Consider the following 17,869-nt stretch of genomic DNA (forward strand, 5'->3'; position numbering starts at 1 on the left):
CCACCCCCCAGGTCATTGGTTCGACAGGGGGGAACAGTCATGCCGGGCCCGGAGGCCAGCGGCCCTCTTGCAGGACCGCGAAAAACATAACGGGGGGAGCGGTGGATGAGGGCAAGGTCAGTGCAGTTCCATGCCGACGGGGCCGGCGGTACGGCGCCGGACGAGTACCTCGTACGCGCCGGCTACGCGCTGGGCGCGGACGACGGCTCCATCGCGGACGCCCGTAACCACGCCGCCGCCCTTCTCGACCGGGCCCGCGACGACCATCAGCTGCCGATGCCGGGGCGCACGACAGATCTCGGCCAGCTGGTGGTCAGCGAGCTGGTCACCAACGCCCGCACATACGCTCCCGGCCCGGTCCTGACGGAGCTGCGCGTCACCGTTGAGGCCGTGGAGGTCGTCGTGTGGGACAGCAGCCCCACCCTTCCCGCGGCGAAGGCCGCCGATCCGAGCCGGATCGGCCAGCACGGCCTGGAGCTCGTCAAAGCCGTGACCGAGGACCTGTCCACCGATCGGGAGCCGGTCGGCAAGCGCATCACGGCCCGCATCACCCTGTCCGACGCATCCGGCACCGCCGCCTGAGGCAGCGGCGGACCCCTGGACGAACGAGCGCCGCGACCGGACCGGCGCCCGCAGCGAAGTGGCCGGCCGGGCCGGTCGTCCATCCGCGGCGAGCGCGCCATCGCCGCCGCCTCCGGCCAGGGAGGCTCGCATTCAGTGCGGTCAGGAACCCGACGACCGGCTCCGCACCGCCTGCCGGACGCCTACCGTCCCGCCCTCCCGAACACCGGCTGCCGTGCCTGTACGGAACTTGCCGTCGAGCTCGGTGCCCGCCCGCAGCCGGACGAGCGTGGCCGCGCGGAACACCGGCAACGCCGCCGTTGTGTATCGGGTGACCTGTTGTCGCCTGCGCTGTGGGAACGGGTCGGGTCGGCCTTGCACCTTCTGCTGCGTGGCATCGGTGTCCGCTACGGCGTGCCAGTGAGCCCGCCCAGTACGTCGTACATCTGCTGTGGTGTCAGGGGCACCACGGGCAGCGGCCGTTGCGCGGCTTCCGAGCGCAGCCCGTCCAGCAGGAAGGCGACGTGGCGGCGCCAGGCGTCCGGCGCGGGGTCCGCTTGCGCGCGAGCGAGCAGGGCGCTGGTGGCGAAGACGACCATGAGGTCTTCGCTGATGAAGGACGGGTAGTCGTAAGGCAGCGTGGGCGGTTGTCCTGTGGTGCCTGCCGGGTTGTCCTCGTATCGGTTGCGTCGTCGTGGGTGCGCGGTTCGGGAACGGACTGGTCGGTCGCGTCTTCCGGCTCCTGGTGGGTGGCCTGCGGTGCGGCCCCGGGTCGTCGCTCATGCCGCCGTCCACGGCCACGAAGAGGTGGTCGCCCGTGCGCTTGACGGCCAGTACGCGGTGGGGGGCGACGCCCGCGGGGCCGACGATCGCGCATCCGGGTTCGATGATCAGGCGGGGCTCGGGCAGTCCGGCCGTGGCACACGCGTCGGCCAGCTCCGCGCGGACCCTGCGGGCCAGCGCCGCCAGGCCCAGGACCTGTTCGCCGGGACGGTAGGCGATGCCGTGGCCGCCGCCGAGGTCGAGTTCGGGCAGGACCAGGCCGTGCTGCTCGTGCAACCGCGCCATCAGGCCGACCATGCGTCGCACGGCGAGGAGGTAGGGCTTGACGCCGGTAATCTGGGAGCCCAGGTGGCAGTGCAGGCCCGTCAGGCGCAGTCGGGGCTGGTTCGAGGATGCGGGTGATGGCGTGCTGGGCGTAGCCGTCGGCGATCGACAGGCCGGACTTCTGGTCGTCCGTGCCGGTGCGGATCTTCTCGTGGCCGCCGGTGCTGATCCCGGGCACCACGCGGACCACCACCTTCTGGTGCCCGCCCGGGGCCACGGCGGCGGCCAGCCGTGCGATCTCCGAGAGGTCGTCGACGACGACGCGGCCGACGCCGAGGCGCAGCGCCGCCTCGAGGTCGCGCGGTGATTCGGCGTTGCCGTGCAGCACGATGCGTTCCGGTGGGAAGCCGGTGGTGACGGCGGTTTCGAGTTCGCCGGCGGAGCAGACGTCGAGGCCGAGGCCCTCCTCGGCCGTCCAGTGAGCCATGGCCCGGCACAGGAACGCCTTGGCGGCGTAGAGGATCTCGGCGTCGGGGAAGGCGTTGCGGTAGGCGCGGCAGCGTGCGCGCACCTCGGCCTCGTCGAGGACGTAGACGGGGGTGCCGAAGCGGCCGGCGATGTCTGCGAGGGATACGCCACTGGCTGTGTTGCTTTCTCGGGGAGGCGTTTCTCGACAACTGTGGGAGGCGCTTCGAAGACCCCTGAGTGATCAACATCGATGAGTTTCAACGTCGCTCATCTGTGCACCCTCAGGGTCACGCCGTTGCCGGCCGAAGGAGCGGGGCGAGGGCGGTGCGCAGGTCCGCGAGTCGGCGGTAGAGGATTCCTGTCATACCGAGGCGGATGGCGGCGTCGATGTTCTCCTGCCGGTCGTCTATGAACAGACATCGGTCCGCTTGGGCACCGGCCTGCTGCGCTGCGATCTTGTATATGCGCAGGTCCGGCTTCGCGATGCCTGCCTGAGAACTGTTGACGATGGCGTCGGCAAGGTCGGTCAGTCCGAGCTGCGCTAGATCTTGGTCCAGCCACGCCGTTGCGTTGGTGACGAGGATGAGCGGGCAGCCTCGTGCCCCAGCTCGCCAAGACGCTCAGCGTGCCGACCCCGGCCGTACGCAAGCCGGGCTCGGTGTGGACCGAGCTGCCCCGACCGGTGAGCGCCGGCGCCGAACCGGTCGGGCACGTCCGCCTCGGCTACGCCCGCGCCTCGACCGCCCGACAGTCCCTCGATGCACAACTCGACTCCCTCGCCGAGGCCGGGGTGACCCGCGTCTTCTCGGAGAAGATCTCTACCCGCGCCACCCGGCGCCCCGAGCTGGAGGCCGCCGTGAAGCTCGCCGGAGAGATCCGCTCCTCCGGCGTCGCCGTGACCCTCGTCGTCCACGAGCACAAACGGCTCGGCCGCGGCATCGAACTCGCCATGCTCGCCGAAGAGCTGAAGGCGAGCGACGTCGGCCTGGAGTTCCTCACCGGAGAACTCAAGGGCTCGCACGACCCGTCCGGGATCGTGTTCACCGTGCTCGCCGCGATGTCCGGCATGGAGCGCGAGTACATCCGCGACCGCACCCTCGAAGGCCACGAGTCCGCCCGCAGGCGCGGCAAGACCATCGGCGGCGCGGGCGTCACCGACGACTCCATGCTGTCCATGGCCCTGCACCTACGCGCCCAGGAGATGAGCCTGCGCGACATCGCCAAACGGCTCGTCATCACCACCGGCGCGAAGAAGGGTCAAAACCCGTCGCCCGCCACCGTCATGCGGATGCTCCGCGAGCATGACGAGCAGGCCGCCCCAGCGGTGAGCACGTGATCACCCGCTACTTTGCACCATGGGTCAGAGATAGGACGCCGGGGCCTCCGTACCGCTCACGGCCACGACGCTGCTGCTGTACGCCAACACCACCCTGCTCCGGGCGGCCGGGATCCACGAGGTGCCGCGCACCTGGGAGGAGGTGGAGGCCGCCTGCGCTGCGGTCACCGGCCCGGGAGGCGGTGCGCAGCACGGCATCACCTGGGCGAACGACGGCTGGGTGGGCCAGCAGGCGGTGGCGCAGCAGGGCGGGCTGCTGGCCGACCGGGCCAACGGGCGGTCCGGGCGCGCCCGGACGGTCGACCTGGCCTCCAAGGAGCTGCTGCGCTGGGCCGAGTGGTGGGCCGGGCTCCATGAGCGCGGGCACTACCTCCGCACCGGCGGGCCCTCGGACTGGGAGGGGGCGTTCGGCGCGTTCGCCGAGCAGCGGGTGGCCCTGGTGCTCGACTCCTCCAAGGCCGCCGACGACCTCGTACGGTGCGGGGCGCGGGCGGGGTTCACCGTGGCGGCCGCGCCGATGCCCCGCGCCGCGGCGGCCCCGTACGCGGGCAATCCCGTCTCGGGCGACTCGCTGTGGCTGGCCCGGGGGCTCGACCCCGTCAAGCGGGACGGGGCACTGGCCCTGATGCAGTATCTGATCGGCCCGGAGCATGCCGCCGGCTGGCACCGCGACCACGGTTTCGTGCCGGTGACGGGGGCGGCGTACGCGTCGCTGGAGGAGTCCGGCTGGTTCCGTGAGCGGCCGCACCAGCGGGTGGCCACCGAGCAGCTCGGGCTCTCGGACCGTTCGCCGGCCGCGCTGGGCCCGCTGCTCGGCGAGCTCCCGGGCGTCCACGACGTCATGGCGCGGGCGATGGACGAGGTGCTGCTGCGCTCGGCGGACCCGGCCCAGGTGTTCGCCCGGGCCACGGCGGAGGCGCAGGCGCTGCTGGACGGCTACCACGAGCGGCTCGGGCTCTGACGTCTGTCCTCCCCGTGGTGGCCGGGCCGAGGGGCCCGGGTGACGGCGGGGCGGGCGAGGGCCCGGCCGGACGGCCGGGCCCTCGCGTCGTGCGCCGTGCATCAGCCCTTCAGGAAGGCGGTGATCTCGGGTGCGACCTTCTTGGGCGCCATGACGACGGCGCCGTGGTTGACACCGGGCAGGACCCGGTGCTCGGCGTCGGGGAGGACCCCGGCGAGGGCCTCGCCGGCGCGGCGCATGGAGTCGCCGCTCTTGCCGCCGGTCAGCACCCGGGTCGGTACGGTCGCCGGCGACCAGTCGCCGGGGGAGAGCGGTTCGCCCCGCTGGGTGTCGCCCATGACGGCGATGTCGTAGGGCAGGGTGTGGGCCATGCCGGTGAGCGTGCGCCACACGCCGGGCATCAGCCGCATGGAGGCGACGGCGATGCCGGGCATGCCCTGGACCTTGGTCATGAAGAACTTGACCGCTTCGGCGCGCCGGTCCTCGGCCAGCAGGGTGTTCACCTGCCGGGCCAGGTCCCTGGGCGGGCCGTCGTCGCCCGCGGCCACCACGAAGGGCGGTTCGAAGAGCGCGAGCCGGTCGATCTTCAGTCCGGCCACGGCGGCGCGCAGGGCGAGGACGGCTCCGGAGGAGGAGCCGAACAGCGAGGCGCTGCCGCCCGCGTGGCCGATCAGGGCCGCGATGTCCTCGATCTCCCGCTCGACCGCGTAGTCGGCGGCGTCCCCGCTGGCGCCCCGGCCCCGGCGGTCGTAGTTGATGACCGTGAAGTGCTCGGCCAGCAGGGCGGCGAGCTTCTTGGTGTCGGAGCGGTCGGCCAGCGCGGAGGCCACCAGGATCACGGCGGGCCCGGACCCCGACTGCTCGAACGCTATGTCGGTGCCATCGGCGGAGACGACCCGTCCTTCGGTGGTGGCCGCCTTGGTTCGGGTTGCGGACATGTTCTCTCCGGTTGGTGTGATGCGGTGTCGGTGGTCGGGCGGTGTCCCGCGCGAGGGGGCCGGGCCCGCGGCCGCGAGGGGCCGCGGGCCCGGCCGGCCGCTAGGCACAGTAGCGGGCCAGGTGCTCGCCCGTCAGGGAGCCGTCGGCGGCGAGGAGTTCCTTCGGCGTGCCGGTGAACACGATCCGGCCGCCGTCCTTCCCGCCCTCCGGCCCGAGGTCGACGATCCAGTCGGCCTGGGCGATCACATCGAGGTGGTGCTCGATGACGATCACGGTGTTGCCGGCGTCGGCCAGCCGGTTCAGCAGGGTGAGCAGCGTGTCGATGTCCGACAGATGCAGACCGGTCGTGGGCTCGTCCAGGACGAACACGCTGCCGGTGCGGTGCAGCTGGTCGGCGAGCTTGATGCGCTGGAGCTCCCCGCCCGACAGGCTGCTGAGCGGCTGGCCGAGGCCGAGATAGCCGAGGCCCACGTCGACGAGGGCGCGGAGCCTGTCGTTCAGCGCCTTCTCCGGGAAGAACTCCACGGCCTCGGCCGCGGGCATCTCCAGCACGTCGGCGATGGACTTCCCGCGCAGCCGGTGCTCGAGGACCTCCTCCTTGAAACGGCGGCCCTCGCAGACGGCGCAGTGGGTGGTCACCGGGTCCATGAACGCCAGCTCGGTGATGATGACACCGCGGCCCTGGCACTCCTCGCAGGCGCCCTTGGAGTTGAAGCTGAACAGGGCCGCGTTGGCGCCGGTGGCCTTGGCGAACAGCTTGCGCAGCGGGTCCATCAGCCCGAGGTAGGTCACCGGTGTGGAGCGCGAGGAGGCGGCGATGGCGGACTGGTCGACGAAGACCGCGTCCGGGTGCGCGGCCATGAACGCCTCCCCGATGAGGCTGCTCTTGCCCGAGCCGGCGACCCCGGTGACGGCGGTGAGCACCCCGGCGGGGATGTCGACGGAGACGTTCTTGAGGTTGTGCAGGGCGGCGTCGGTGACGGACAGCTTCCCCGTGGGCTCGCGCACGCTGTCCTTGATCCGCCCGGTGCGGCGCAGGCTCGTGCCGGTGAGCGTCTGCGCGGACCGCAGGTCCTCGTAGCTGCCCTGGAAGACGATCTCGCCGCCCTGCGCGCCGGCCCGCGGGCCGACGTCGACGATGTGGTCGGCGACGGCGATGACGTCCGGGTCGTGCTCCACGACGAGCACCGTGTTGCCCTTGTCGCGCAGGGCCCGCAGCAGGTCGTTGAGCCGGCCGACGTCGCGCGGGTGCAGGCCGATGCTCGGCTCGTCGAAGATGTACGTCATACCGGTCAGCTCGCTGCCCAGCAGCCGGACCATCTTCAGCCGCTGTCCCTCGCCGCCGGAGAGGGTGCCGGTGGGCCGGTCCAGGCTGAGATAGCCCAGACCGATGCCGATGACGCGCTCCAGGGCGGCGCGCGCGGCGGCCACCAGGGACGCGGCCTCGGGCCGGTCGACCGCGGCGAGGGCGCCGACGAGTTCGCCGATCTCCATCCGGGAGAAGTCGGCGATGTTGTGGCCGTCGATCCGGCAGGCGAGCGCCGCCGGGCCGAGCCGGGCGCCCCGGCAGTCGGGGCAGACGCCGTCGGTGATGAACTGCTCGACGGTCCGGCGCTTGCGCTCGCTCAGGGAGCTCAGGTCCCGCTTGAGGTTGAGCCGGGTGAACCGGTCGGCCAGGCCCTCGTAGGCGGTCTGGAACTCGGTGCTCTTGGTCTTCACCGTCACCTTGCCGCCGGTGCCGTGCAGCAGGGTGTCCATCTCCTCCGCCGTGTAGTCGGCGAGCGGCTTGGCCGGGTCCAGCCGGCCGGAGCGGGCCCATATCTGCCAGTCCGGGCTGCCCACCTTGTACTCCGGGAACAGCACGGCGCCGTCGTCCAGGGACCTGGACCTGTCCAGCATCCTGTCCAGGTCCAGGGTGACGCTCTGGCCGAGGCCGTCGCAGCCGGGACACATGCCCTGCGGGTCGTTGAAGGAGAAGGCCGACACGGGCAGCGGTCCACCGTCGCCACAGGAGCCGAAGCGGGCGAACAGGGCCCGGATCAGCGGCTGGATGTCGGTCATGGTGCCGACGGTGGAGCGGGCGCTGCCGCCGACCGGCTTCTGGTCGACGACGACCGGGGTGGTCAGGTTCCCGATGCGCTCCGCCGCGGGGCGTTCGTACTTCGGCAGCTGGTTGCGGATGTACCAGCTGAAGGTGGCGTTGAGCTGCCGCTGGGCCTCCACCGCGACGGTGTCGAAGACGATCGAGGACTTCCCCGAGCCGGAGACCCCGGTGAAGACCGTGATCTTGTTGTGCGGGAGGGTGAGGGACACGTCCTTGAGGTTGTGCACCCGGGCACCGGTGATGCTGATGCCGTCGGCATCGCCCGGTGGCTGTGTTGCTTTCTCGGGGAGGCGTTTCTCGACAACTGTGGGAGGCGCTTCGAAGACCTCTGAGTGATCAACATCGATGAGTTTCAACGTCGCTCATCTGTGCACCCTCAGGGTCACGCCGTTGCCGGCCGAAGGAGCGGGGCGAGGGCGGTGCGCAGGTCCGCGAGTCGGCGGTAGAGGATTCCTGTCATACCGAGGCGGATGGCGGCGTCGATGTTCTCCTGCCGGTCGTCTATGAACAGACATCGGTCCGCTTGGGCACCGGCCTGCTGCGCTGCGATCTTGTATATGCGCAGGTCCGGCTTCGCGATGCCTGCCTGAGAACTGTTGACGATGGCGTCGGCAAGGTCGGTCAGTCCGAGCTGCGCTAGATCTTGGTCCAGCCACGCCGTTGCGTTGGTGACGAGGATGAGCGGGCAGTGCTTTCGAGCTTGCCGGAGGAGGTCCACGACGGTTCCGTCCGCCCAGAAGTCGGCATCGGCGAAGGCCCGGGCGAGAGTACGAGCGGTAGGCAGGGACACACGAGAGGCCAGGTTGTCGGCTATGGCATCCTCCCACTCGGTTTTGGTGATGCGTCCGAGCAGCAACGGCATGTCGACCTCCGGCGCGTAGCCAACGGCCGCGGTACTGCCCTCAGGCAATCCCGCCTCACGCTCGAGGCGGGCGACCTCGGTCATGTCGTAGAAGCGGACGACGCCGTCGAGGTCGCACAAAATGGCGTCGAAGGGCAGAGGGTGGCTGTCGGCCGGCGATGTCGTCACTCGGCATGAATAGCATCCCGGCGATCAAGGAAGCCACAGCCGACGGTGCCCTTCCCACGCGACGTCTCACCACATCCGAGTTCTGTTCCCGGGCGGAGAGTCAGGCGGAGTCGGCGTGTTCGGTTTGGGCCTTGGTGTGGGCGAGGCGGTAGGACTCGGTGCCGGTCTGGATGATGGCGCCGTTGAAGGTGAGGCGGTCGACGATGGCCGCGCAGAGCCGCGGGTCCGTGAAGGTTTTCGTCCATCCGCCGAAAGATTCGTTGGAGGCGATGGCGACGCTGTTCTTCTCCTCGCGTTCGGTCAGCACCTGGAACAGCAGTTCGGCGCCGCGCCGGTCCAGTTCCATATAGCCCAGCTCGTCGATGCATAAGAGATCGACGCGCCCGTAGCGGGCGATGGTCTTGGACAGCTGCTTGTCGTCGGCGGCCTCGACCAGCTCGTTCACCAGCTTGGTGGCCAGCGTGTAGCGGACGCGGAAGCCCTTCATCGCGGCCTCGGTGCCCAACGCGATCAGCAGATGGGACTTCCCCGTGCCGGAGTCGCCGATGAGGCAGAGAGGTTCTCCCTTGTTGACCCATTCGCAGGTGGCCAGGGTGTGGACGACGGCCGCGTCGATGTTGGGGTTGGCGTCGAAGTCGAAGGCCCGCAGCGACTTGTCGCGGGGAAAGGAGGCGGCCTTGATCCGGCGTTCGGAGCGACGGCGGGCCCGGTCGTCGCACTCCGCCATCAGCAGCTCGGCGAGGAAGCCCCTGTAGGACATCTGGTCCCGGGCGGCACCGTCGGCGAGCTCGGGGAACTGGCCGCGAATGGTCGGCAGCCGCAGCATCCGGCAGGCCTGGAGAATGGCGGTGGTCGCGGCCTCTTCGGTCAGGCCACGCTTGCGAGGACTCATGGTCCCTCCTTCCGGTCCGCCGCCGGGCGGCGGACGAGCAACTGGTCGTAGGGGGCCACCGAGGGCAGCGGCCGGGTGTCCGGCGGCAGGTGGGACAGCCGCCAGTCCTCCAGGAAGGTGACGTTCGTGCCCGCGGCCCGCGCCGGATGCCGCGGAGCCGGCGGTGCTAGGCTGCCGAGCTCGGTGTCGGCCGCCTTGCGGGCCTCCAGCGCGACCGCGTCCGCGGTCAGCGCTCCGACCCGGTGGGCCGCCGCGAGCCCGGCGACGACGTGCTCGTGCTCCATGTGCCTCGCCAGCAGCAGCACCTCGATCAAGGCCCGCGTGCCCGCGGCGTCTCCGTGCGCCGCACGGGCCGCCTCCCACCACCGGTCGTGCACGGGTGTGAACCGGCCCGCGGAGCGTGCCTGCTCCAGCGGCGTGGAGCCGGGAAAGGCGCCGGGCTTGCGCAGCAGGGCCTCCAGGTAGTGGTCCAGGTCCAGGCGGCTGCCGCCGCGGCCGATCAGGCGCTCGTGCCGGGCCACCTCGGCGCGGCCGTCGTAGACGGCCAGGTCGTTGGCGTGCAGCAGCACGCGGACCTGGCGGCCGATCAGGCGGACCGGTACCGAGTAGTGGTTGGAGCGGACACTGACCTGGCCATAGCGGTCCACCCGGGGCGTGAACCAGCGGCCCGTCTCGAACGGCTCCCCAGGCAGCCCCCGCAGCAGCGGCTGTTCCTGGGCGAAGTACTGGCCGACAGTGCCGGTGCGCAGGCCGATCCGCCGTGCCTCATCGGCCTGGTCCCAGGCGTCCACGAGCGCGTTCAGCTCGGCCAGCGAGGCGACCTGCGGCACCGGCACGAAGTGATTGCGGCGGAAGTACCCGATCTGGCCCTCCACCCCACCCTTCTCGTGAGCGCCCTCGATACCCGGCAGGCAGTAGAGCGGATCGATGCCCCAGTGCGAGCGGAAGGCCGTCCAGCGCTCGTTCTCCGCCCGCGCCCGGGTCAGCCCCAGCACCCGCTGGACCGCGGCCTTGAGATTGTCGTAGCGGATGGTGCCGCGGGGCAGACCGCCCAGCACCCGGAAGGCGTGCACGTGTCCCTCGAAGAACGCCTCCTGACCGCAGGAGGCGAACACCCGGTGCACCGCCTTGCCCGAGTACGACAGCCGCAGCGAGAACAGGAAGGCCCTCGTCGGCTCCCCGGCCAGCACGATGTGCACGTCCCCGAAGTCAACCTCCGCCTCCGCCCCCGGCGCGTGCGACTGCGGCACGAACACCGCCGCCGGCCCCAGCCCCGCCTCCCGCCGGACCTCCTGGCGCCGACGGGCGACGTAGGCCCGCACCATGCCGTAGGAGACATCGCGCGCTCCGTATTCCTCCAGCAGCCGGTCGAAGATCCGCTTGGCGGTGTGCCGCTGCTTGGGCGGCGCATCCAAATCCGCCCGCAGCATCCCATCGACCAGCGGCATGTACGGGTCCAGCCGCGTCTCCCGACGCCGCTGCGGCTTCCGCGGCTCCGGCCACTGGGCATCCAGCGCCTTGCGCACCGTCCGCCACGTCACCCCGTGCTTGCGCTCCAGCGCACGCCCCGACATGCCATGAAGGCGGTGGTCCTGGCGGATCGCCGCGTACAGGACGGTCTTCGACTGCGAGTTGCCCATACGGCCCCCAGCGGGAGAAGCACAACGAGCCTCCCACCGCAAGCCCCCGAGTGCCGTCAAAAGAAAGCGACATCCACAAAGCCGGTCAGCAGATGCCTCCCGCAGTCATCGACAAACGCCTTCCGAAGATGTCCGCATAGCCACGCCACCCACGGCGAGGTCGCCGGGTGCGGGCTGTGTGGTGGACACGGGCCACACCGACAGCTCGGTGCCGGCGGCATGGGTGGCGGGTACGTCGACGGTGGTCATGCCGTGCATCCTTTTCCCAGCCGGCCCGCAGGGCGGGGGCGGGCGCCGGTACGGCGATCGCGGTGCCAGGCCCACGTCGGGCAGGGCGGCGCTCAGCAGCAGGGTGAGCAGGGCGGGGCCGAGCACGCCGACCAGCCAGCCGGCGACGATCCGTGCACGGCCGAGCCGTGCGCCCCGGGCGGCCGGGAGACCGCGTCCGCTGCCCATCGCGTCGTGGGTGATGAGACGGACGTCCAGGTCGGGACCGGAGCCGTGGGCGACGGTGGCGCCCACGCCGGGCCCGGAGACGTACTGCCAGCCCTTGCGGCGGGACACGCCGAGCACGATCTGGGTGGCGTTCACCCCGCGGGCGAATTCCAGCAGCGAGGTGGGAATGTCCTCGCCGACCACATGGTGGAAGGTGCCGCCCAGGTCCTCGACCAGGGTCCGCTGGAGGGCCAGCTCCCTGATCGAGGCCGAGGTCAGTCCGTCGCTGCGGGCCATGCAGAGCGCCAGCACCTCCCCGCCGGCCCCCTTCTCCGCCAGGCGGGCCGCCCGCCGGATCAGCGTGCGTCCCTCCGGTCCGCCGGTCAGGCCGACCACGATCCGCTCGCGTGAGCCCCGGATCCTCGACACGTGGTGCCGGCTGCGGTACTCGGTCGGATACTCGTCGCCGCGGTCGGCCCCCCACAGCAGCGCCAGCTCGCGCAGCGCGGTGAGGTTCCCGAGCGGAAGTGGTGGGACGAGGCGGCGTCCGTCTTGTCGGGCTTGTAGACGTTGCCGTGCGCCGTACGGCGGCGCAGCGCCTGCGGTGACATGTCGGCCAGTTCGATCCGGTCCGCCCTCCGCACGACCTCGTCCGGCTCGGTCTCCCGCTGGCGCACCCCGGTGATCGACTCCACGACGTCGCCCAGGGACTCCAGGTGCTGGATGTTCACGGTCGAGATGACGTCGATGCCGGCGGCCAGCAGTTCCTCCGCGTCCTGCCACCGCTTGCTGGTGCGGGAGCCGGGGACGTTGGTGTGGGCCAGTTCATCGACGAGGACCACCTTGGGACGACGGGTCAGCACCGCGTCCAGGTCCGTCTCCCGGAACGTGGTTCCCCGGTACTCCAGCCGCCTGAGCCTACCTGCTCCAGGCCGCGCAGCATCACCTCGGTGCGGGGCCGCTCATGGTGTTCCACGAAGCCGACCACGCAGTCGGTGCCGCGTTCCACCCGGCGGTGCGCCTCGGACAGCATGGCGTGGGTCTTGCCGACGCCCGGTGCCGCTCCGAGGTAGATCCGCGACGTGCCGCGTGCCATCGTCTCGTCCCTGTTCCCTTGGTGGTCCGCAGGCCGTGCCGGCAGCCCTTGCCGGGAGCGCCGTTCAGCCCTCGAAGCGGTAGCCCATGCCCATGCCCGGCTCGGTGACGGAATAGCGGGGTGGGGAAGGGTCGGCCTCGAGTTTGCGGCGCGGCTGGGTCATGTCCACCCGCAGGTGGTTGGTCCTGCTCTCCGCTCCCTCGCCCCAGACCTCGTGCAGGAGGTGTTTCTGGGTGCTGAGGCGGCCGGGATGGGTGACCAGGATTTCCAGCAGGTGCCATTCCGCCGGGGGCAGCCGGACGTCGCCGCCGACCCGGCGGACCTTCTTCGCCGTCAGGTCGACGGTGAAGTCGCCCGTTTCGGCCGGCGTCGTTCCGGGTGCGGTCGGTGCCGTCCTGCCGCGGCGGACAGCGGCGCGCAGGCGGGGGAGGAGTTCGTTCATGCTGAAGGGCTCGGTGACGTGGTCGTCGGCGCCTGCGTCGAGCGCGGCGGTCTTCTCGCCGGAGGCGCGGCGGGCGGACAGCACCACGTCCGTGTCCGGCAGGCCGAGGCCGAGGATCATCACGTCCGGCGGGTGTGCGGCCACCAGGCGCAGGGCCGTGGCGCCGTCCGGTGCCGTGTCGACGTCGTAGTGGCGGGCCCGCAGGTTGACGACGAGCGCGCGGACGAGCTGGGGGCGTCCTCCACGACCAGCACCCGGGGCACCGGTGTGTGCCTTTCGGTGTCGTGTGCCGGGGCGGAGCGGTTGGGTGGTGGGCGGTCGTGGCGGTGGGAGCCGGCGGAACCGGGGCGTGTTCCGGGCAGCCGGCTCCCGTGCCGTTGGGGTAAGCGCATCAGCTCTCGGCCGTGAGTTCCTTGAGCGCGATGTTGAGTTCGAGCACGTTGACCCGGGGTTCGCCGATGAAGCCGAGCGTGCGGTTCTGGGTGTGCTGGTCGACGAGCTGTCGGACCTGGTCGACGGTCAGGGAGTTCCTCTCGGCGACCCGGTGGACCTGGAGGTCCGCGTACTCGGGCGAGATGTGCGGGTCCAGGCCGGAGCCGGAGGAGGTGACCGCGTCGGCGGGCACCTCGGAGGGCTTGACGGTGTAGCCGGGCACCGAGTTGTCCTCGATGACGGCGGCCCGGGCGTCCTTCACCCACTGGACGAGCTCCTCGTTGTCGGCGGAGCGGTTGGTGGCCCCGGACAGGATGAGGTCGTACTGGGTGTTGACGCTGTTGGTGCCGAGGCCGTTCTGCGGGCGGCCCTGGAACCATTTCAAGTCCGGCTCCGGGGTCTCCTGGCCCTCCCCCAGCGGCAGGTTGTACGACTGTCCGATCAGCGATGAGCCGACGACCTCGCCGTCCGCCTCGATCTCGGAGCCGTTCGCCTTGCCGGGGAACAGCCCCTGGGCGATGCCGGTGACGGCCAGCGGGTAGAGGACGCCGGTGACCAGGGTCAGGACGAGGAGGGCGCGCAGGGCCGCGCCGAGCAGCCGAGCGGTGTTCGTCAGGGAGGTGTTCATGTCCTTCAGCCGATCCCCGGGATGAGCGAGATGAGCAGGTCGATGAGTTTGATGCCGAGGAACGGGGCGATCAGCCCGCCCAGGCCGTAGACGGTGAGGTTGCGGCGGAGCATCTTGTCCGCGCTCACGGGCCGGTACTGGACGCCCTTCAGGGCGAGCGGGACGAGCGCGATGATGATCAGCGCGTTGAAGATCACTGCGGACAGGATCGCGGAGTCGGGCGAGGACAACTGCATGACGTTGAGCTTGTCCAGGCCGGGGTAGACCGCCGCGAACAGTGCCGGGATGATGGCGAAGTACTTGGCGACGTCGTTGGCGATGGAGAACGTGGTCAGCGCGCCGCGGGTGATGAGGAGCTGTTTGCCGATCTCGACGATCTCGATGAGCTTGGTCGGGTTGGAGTCGAGGTCGACCATGTTGCCGGCCTCCTTGGCGGCCGACGTGCCCGTGTTCATCGCCACGCCGACGTCCGCCTGGGCGAGTGCCGGGGCGTCGTTGGTGCCGTCGCCGGTCATCGCGACCAGCTTGCCGCCCGCCTGCTCCCGCTTGATGAGGGCCATCTTGTCCTCGGGAGTCGCCTCGGCGAGGAAGTCGTCGACGCCCGCCTCGTCGGCGATCGCCTTCGCGGTCAGTGGGTTGTCGCCGGTGATCATGACGGTCCTGATGCCCATGCGGCGCAGTTCCGTGAACCGCTCCCGCATGCCTTCCTTGACGACGTCCTTGAGGTGGATGACGCCCAGGACACGGGCTCCGCGCTCGTCCTCGACCGCCACCAGCAGCGGAGTGCCGCCCGCCTTCGAGATGCGGCCGACTGCCGCGTCCGTGTCCTCGGCGATCGCGCCGCCCCGCTCCTCGACCCAGGCGATGACCGAGCCCGCCGCGCCCTTGCGGATGCTGCGGCCGTCGACGTCGACGCCCGACATCCGGGTCTGCGCGGTGAACTGGACCCACTCGGCGCCCACGAGTTCGCTCGGTCGAGAGACGCGAAGCGCTTCCTTGGAAGGGTGGTGGTGGGAGACGGGCGGGCGCTCGCGCAGCCCGTACTTCTCCTTGGCCAGGACGACGACGGAGCGGCCCTCGGGCGTCTCGTCGGCCAGCGAGGAGAGCTGGGCGGCGTCGGCGAGCTCGTCCTCGGTGGTGCCGCGCACCGGTACGAATTCCGCGGCCTGCCGGTTGCCGAGGGTGATGGTGCCGGTCTTGTCCAGCAGCAGCGTGGAGACGTCGCCGGCGGCCTCGACCGCGCGGCCGGACATGGCCAGCACGTTGCGCTGCACCAGGCGGTCCATGCCTGCGATGCCGATCGCGGAGAGCAGGGCGCCGATGGTGGTGGGGATGAGGCAGACCAGCAGTGCCACCAGGACGACCATGGTCAGGTGGGTGCCCGCGTAGTCGGCGAACGCCGGCAGTGTGGCGCAGGCGAGCAGGAAGACGATGGTCAGCGAGGCGAGCAGGATGTTCAGCGCGATCTCGTTGGGCGTCTTCTGCCGGGCCGCGCCCTCGACCAGGTTGATCATGCGGTCGATGAAGGTCTCGCCGGGCTTCGTCGTGATCTTGATGACGATGCGGTCGGAGAGGACCTTGGTACCGCCGGTGACCGCGCTGCGGTCGCCGCCGGACTCCCGGATGACCGGGGCCGACTCCCCCGTGATCGCCGACTCGTCGACGGACGCGACACCCTCGACGACGTCACCGTCGCCGGGAATGATGTCGCCGGCCTCGCAGACCACCAGGTCACCGATGGTGAGCTCGGTGCCGGGCACCTGCTCCTCGCGCTCGCCCACCAGACGGCGGGCGACGGTGTCGGTCTTGGCCCTGCGCAGGGTGTCGGCCTGCGCCTTGCCGCGGCCCTCGGCGACCGCCTCCGCCAGATTGGCGAAGATCACCGTCAGCCAGAGCCAGGCGCTGATCGTCCACCCGAACCAGTCACCGGGGTCGGTGAAGGAGAACGCCGTGGTCAGGACGGAACCGATCAGGACCACGAACATGACGGGCGACTTCACCATCACCCGCGGGTCGAGCTTGCGGAAGGCGTCGGGCAGCGACGTGACCAGTTGCTTCGCGTCGAAGAGACCCGCACCGACACGGCCCTCGGCGGGCTTGTGCCCGGTGGGTGCGTCGCTGTGCGGCGCCCGGGTCGGGGTGGCTGTGGACATCGGGTCCTCGTGCGTGTGCGTGTCGGTGGTGGTCATGCCGCCAGCCCCTCGGCGAGCGGCCCCAACGCCAGGGCCGGGAAGTAGGTGAGGCCGGTGACAATCAGCACGTTGCCGACCAGCAGGCCGCTGAACAGCGGTTTCTCGGTGCGCAGGGTGCCCGCGGTGACCGGCACGGGTTTCTGCTGCGCGAGCGAGCCGGCGAGCGCCAGGACGAACACCATCGGCAGGAACCGGCCCAGCAGCATCGCGATGCCGAGCGTGGTGTTGAACCACTGGGTGTCGGCGTCGAGTCCGGCGAAGGCCGAGCCGTTGTTGTTGGCGGCGGAGGTGTAGGCGTACAGGATCTCGGAGAAGCCGTGCGCCCCGCTGTTGGTCATCGAGTCGCCCGGGGTGGGCAGGGCCAGCGCCGCGGCGGTGAAGGTCAGGACCAGCGCGGGGGTGATCAGGAGGTAGCAGGCGGCGAACTTGATCTCGCGGGTGCCGATCTTCCTGCCCAGGTACTCGGGGGTGCGGCCGACCATCAGGCCGGCGACGAACACCGCGATGACCGCCATGACCAGCATGCCGTAGAGGCCGGAGCCCACACCGCCGGGCGCGATCTCGCCCAGCATCATGCCGAGCATGGTGACGCCGCCGCCGAGGCCGGTGAAGGAGGAGTGCAAGGAGTCCACCGCGCCCGTGGAGGTCAGGGTGGTCGCCACCGCGAAGATCGACGAGGCGCCGATGCCGAAGCGGACCTCCTTGCCCTCCGTCGCCCCGCCCGCGAGCTCCAGTGCCGGGCCGTGGTGGGCGAACTCGGTCCACATCATCAGGGCGGTGAAGCCGAGCCAGACGGTGGCCATGGCCGCCAGGACGGCGTAGCCCTGCTTCACCGAGCCGACCATGACACCGAAGGTCCGGGTCAGCGAGAACGGGATCAGCAGGATCAGGAAGATCTCGAAGAGGTTCGTGAACGGGGTCGGGTTCTCGAAGGGGTGGGCGGAGTTGGCGTTGAAGTAGCCGCCGCCGTTGGTGCCCAGTTCCTTGATGGCCTCCTGCGAGGCGACCGCACCGCCGTTCCACTGCTGACTGCCACCCATGAACTGGCCGGCCTCGTGGATGCCGGAGAAGTTCTGGATCACCCCGCGGGCGGCCAGCACGACCGCGGCGACGAACGCCAGCGGCACCAGGACGCGGGTGACCCCGCGCACCAGATCGGTCCAGAAGTTGCCCAGCTCACCGGTACGCGACCGGGATCGGGCGAAGCCACGCACCAGCGCCACCGCGACGGCCATGCCGACCGCGGCCGACACGAAGTTCTGCACGGCCAGCCCGGCGGTCTGCACGACGTGACCCATGGCCTGCTCGCCGTAGTACGACTGCCAGTTGGTGTTCGTCACGAAGGACACGGCGGTGTTGAACGCCTGGTCCGGGTCGATGGAGGCGAAGCCCAGCGAGCCGGGCAGCACTCCCTGCAGCCGCTGGAGTGCATACAGGAAGAGGACGCCGATCAGGGAGAAGGCCAGCACGCCGCGCAGATAGGCGGGCCAGCGCATTTCGGCATCGGGGTTGGCACCGATGCCCTTGTAGATCAACTTCTCCACACGCCAGTGCGTCGTCGAGGAGTAGACCCTGGCCATGTAGTTGCCGAGGGGCACGTAGGCGAGCGCCAGCGCGGCGATCAGCGCGAGCAGCTGGAGCACGCCGGCGAGGACGGGGCTCATGT

12 protein-coding genes and 4 pseudogenes are annotated in these 17,869 nt (G+C 70.7%); 3 read left to right on the forward strand and 13 right to left on the reverse strand.

The features are described from left to right. Positions 1-105: 105 nt before the first annotated feature. Positions 106-582 (forward strand): ATP-binding protein, encoded by a 477-nt coding sequence (locus IEZ04_RS33050; protein ID WP_373296397.1) that lies wholly within the window; start codon positions 106-108, stop codon positions 580-582. Between the two features lie 386 nt (positions 583-968). Here IEZ04_RS33050 and IEZ04_RS33055 read toward each other — a convergent pair whose 3' ends face one another. From IEZ04_RS33055 to IEZ04_RS33065, 3 genes and pseudogenes are all read right to left on the reverse strand, one after another. Further along, positions 969-1,160, reverse strand: a complete 192-nt coding sequence (locus IEZ04_RS33055) for a hypothetical protein (protein ID WP_373296398.1) — start codon at positions 1,158-1,160, stop codon at positions 969-971. A 163-nt stretch (positions 1,161-1,323) separates the two neighbouring features. Continuing rightward, positions 1,324-2,245: pseudogene (locus IEZ04_RS33060) on the reverse strand (diaminopimelate decarboxylase family protein); the annotation flags it as partial. A gap of 118 nt (positions 2,246-2,363) precedes the next feature. Further along, positions 2,364-2,660 (reverse strand): HAD-IA family hydrolase, encoded by a 297-nt coding sequence (locus tag IEZ04_RS33065; RefSeq protein WP_189220727.1) that lies wholly within the window; start codon positions 2,658-2,660, stop codon positions 2,364-2,366. 14 nt (positions 2,661-2,674) lie between these two features. Here IEZ04_RS33065 and IEZ04_RS33070 point away from each other — a divergent pair, with 14 nt between their 5' ends. Next, positions 2,675-3,412 (forward strand): recombinase family protein, encoded by a 738-nt coding sequence (locus IEZ04_RS33070; RefSeq protein ID WP_229821448.1) that lies wholly within the window; start codon positions 2,675-2,677, stop codon positions 3,410-3,412. 55 nt (positions 3,413-3,467) lie between these two features. Further along, positions 3,468-4,373 (forward strand): annotated as a pseudogene (locus tag IEZ04_RS33075) (extracellular solute-binding protein); the annotation flags it as partial. Between the two features lie 101 nt (positions 4,374-4,474). Here IEZ04_RS33075 and IEZ04_RS33080 read toward each other — a convergent pair. The 10 genes and pseudogenes from IEZ04_RS33080 to kdpA form a co-directional block, all read right to left on the reverse strand. After that, entirely contained in the window at positions 4,475-5,311 is an 837-nt protein-coding gene (locus IEZ04_RS33080; RefSeq protein WP_189220691.1) for an alpha/beta fold hydrolase, read from the reverse strand. A 100-nt stretch (positions 5,312-5,411) separates the two neighbouring features. Further along, positions 5,412-7,643, reverse strand: coding sequence for an ATP-binding cassette domain-containing protein (locus IEZ04_RS33085; protein ID WP_229821449.1), 2,232 nt, complete (start codon positions 7,641-7,643; stop codon positions 5,412-5,414). Between the two features lie 155 nt (positions 7,644-7,798). After that, the gene (locus IEZ04_RS33090) at positions 7,799-8,446 is read right to left on the reverse strand and encodes an HAD-IA family hydrolase (RefSeq protein WP_229821450.1); all 648 of its coding nucleotides are present in this window, start codon (positions 8,444-8,446) and stop codon (positions 7,799-7,801) included. Positions 8,447-8,546: 100 nt separating this feature from the next. Beyond that, positions 8,547-9,338 (reverse strand): IS21-like element helper ATPase IstB, encoded by a 792-nt coding sequence (gene istB / locus IEZ04_RS33095; RefSeq protein ID WP_189220692.1) that lies wholly within the window; start codon positions 9,336-9,338, stop codon positions 8,547-8,549. Further along, positions 9,335-10,978, reverse strand: a complete 1,644-nt coding sequence (gene istA / locus IEZ04_RS33100) for an IS21 family transposase (RefSeq protein WP_189220693.1) — start codon at positions 10,976-10,978, stop codon at positions 9,335-9,337. Before istA ends, istB begins: the two co-directional genes overlap by 4 nt. 312 nt (positions 10,979-11,290) lie before the next feature. Continuing rightward, positions 11,291-12,509 (reverse strand): annotated as a pseudogene (locus tag IEZ04_RS33105) (histidine kinase); the annotation flags it as partial. 64 nt (positions 12,510-12,573) lie between these two features. Next, positions 12,574-13,214, reverse strand: a pseudogene (locus IEZ04_RS33110) (response regulator transcription factor). Positions 13,215-13,342: 128 nt separating this feature from the next. Beyond that, positions 13,343-14,011 carry a potassium-transporting ATPase subunit C gene (locus IEZ04_RS33115; protein WP_189220694.1) on the reverse strand — a complete coding sequence of 223 codons (669 nt, stop codon included), beginning with the start codon at positions 14,009-14,011 and terminating at the stop codon, positions 13,343-13,345. Between the two features lie 5 nt (positions 14,012-14,016). Then, positions 14,017-16,200 (reverse strand): potassium-transporting ATPase subunit KdpB, encoded by a 2,184-nt coding sequence (gene kdpB / locus IEZ04_RS33120; protein WP_229821451.1) that lies wholly within the window; start codon positions 16,198-16,200, stop codon positions 14,017-14,019. After that, positions 16,197-17,867, reverse strand: coding sequence for a potassium-transporting ATPase subunit KdpA (kdpA, locus tag IEZ04_RS33125; protein WP_189220695.1), 1,671 nt, complete (start codon positions 17,865-17,867; stop codon positions 16,197-16,199). Before kdpA ends, kdpB begins: the two co-directional genes overlap by 4 nt. Positions 17,868-17,869: the final 2 nt, after the last annotated feature.

The sequence above is a fragment of the Streptomyces ruber genome (assembly GCF_014648075.1).
GTDB classification, from domain to species: domain Bacteria; phylum Actinomycetota; class Actinomycetes; order Streptomycetales; family Streptomycetaceae; genus Streptomyces; species Streptomyces ruber.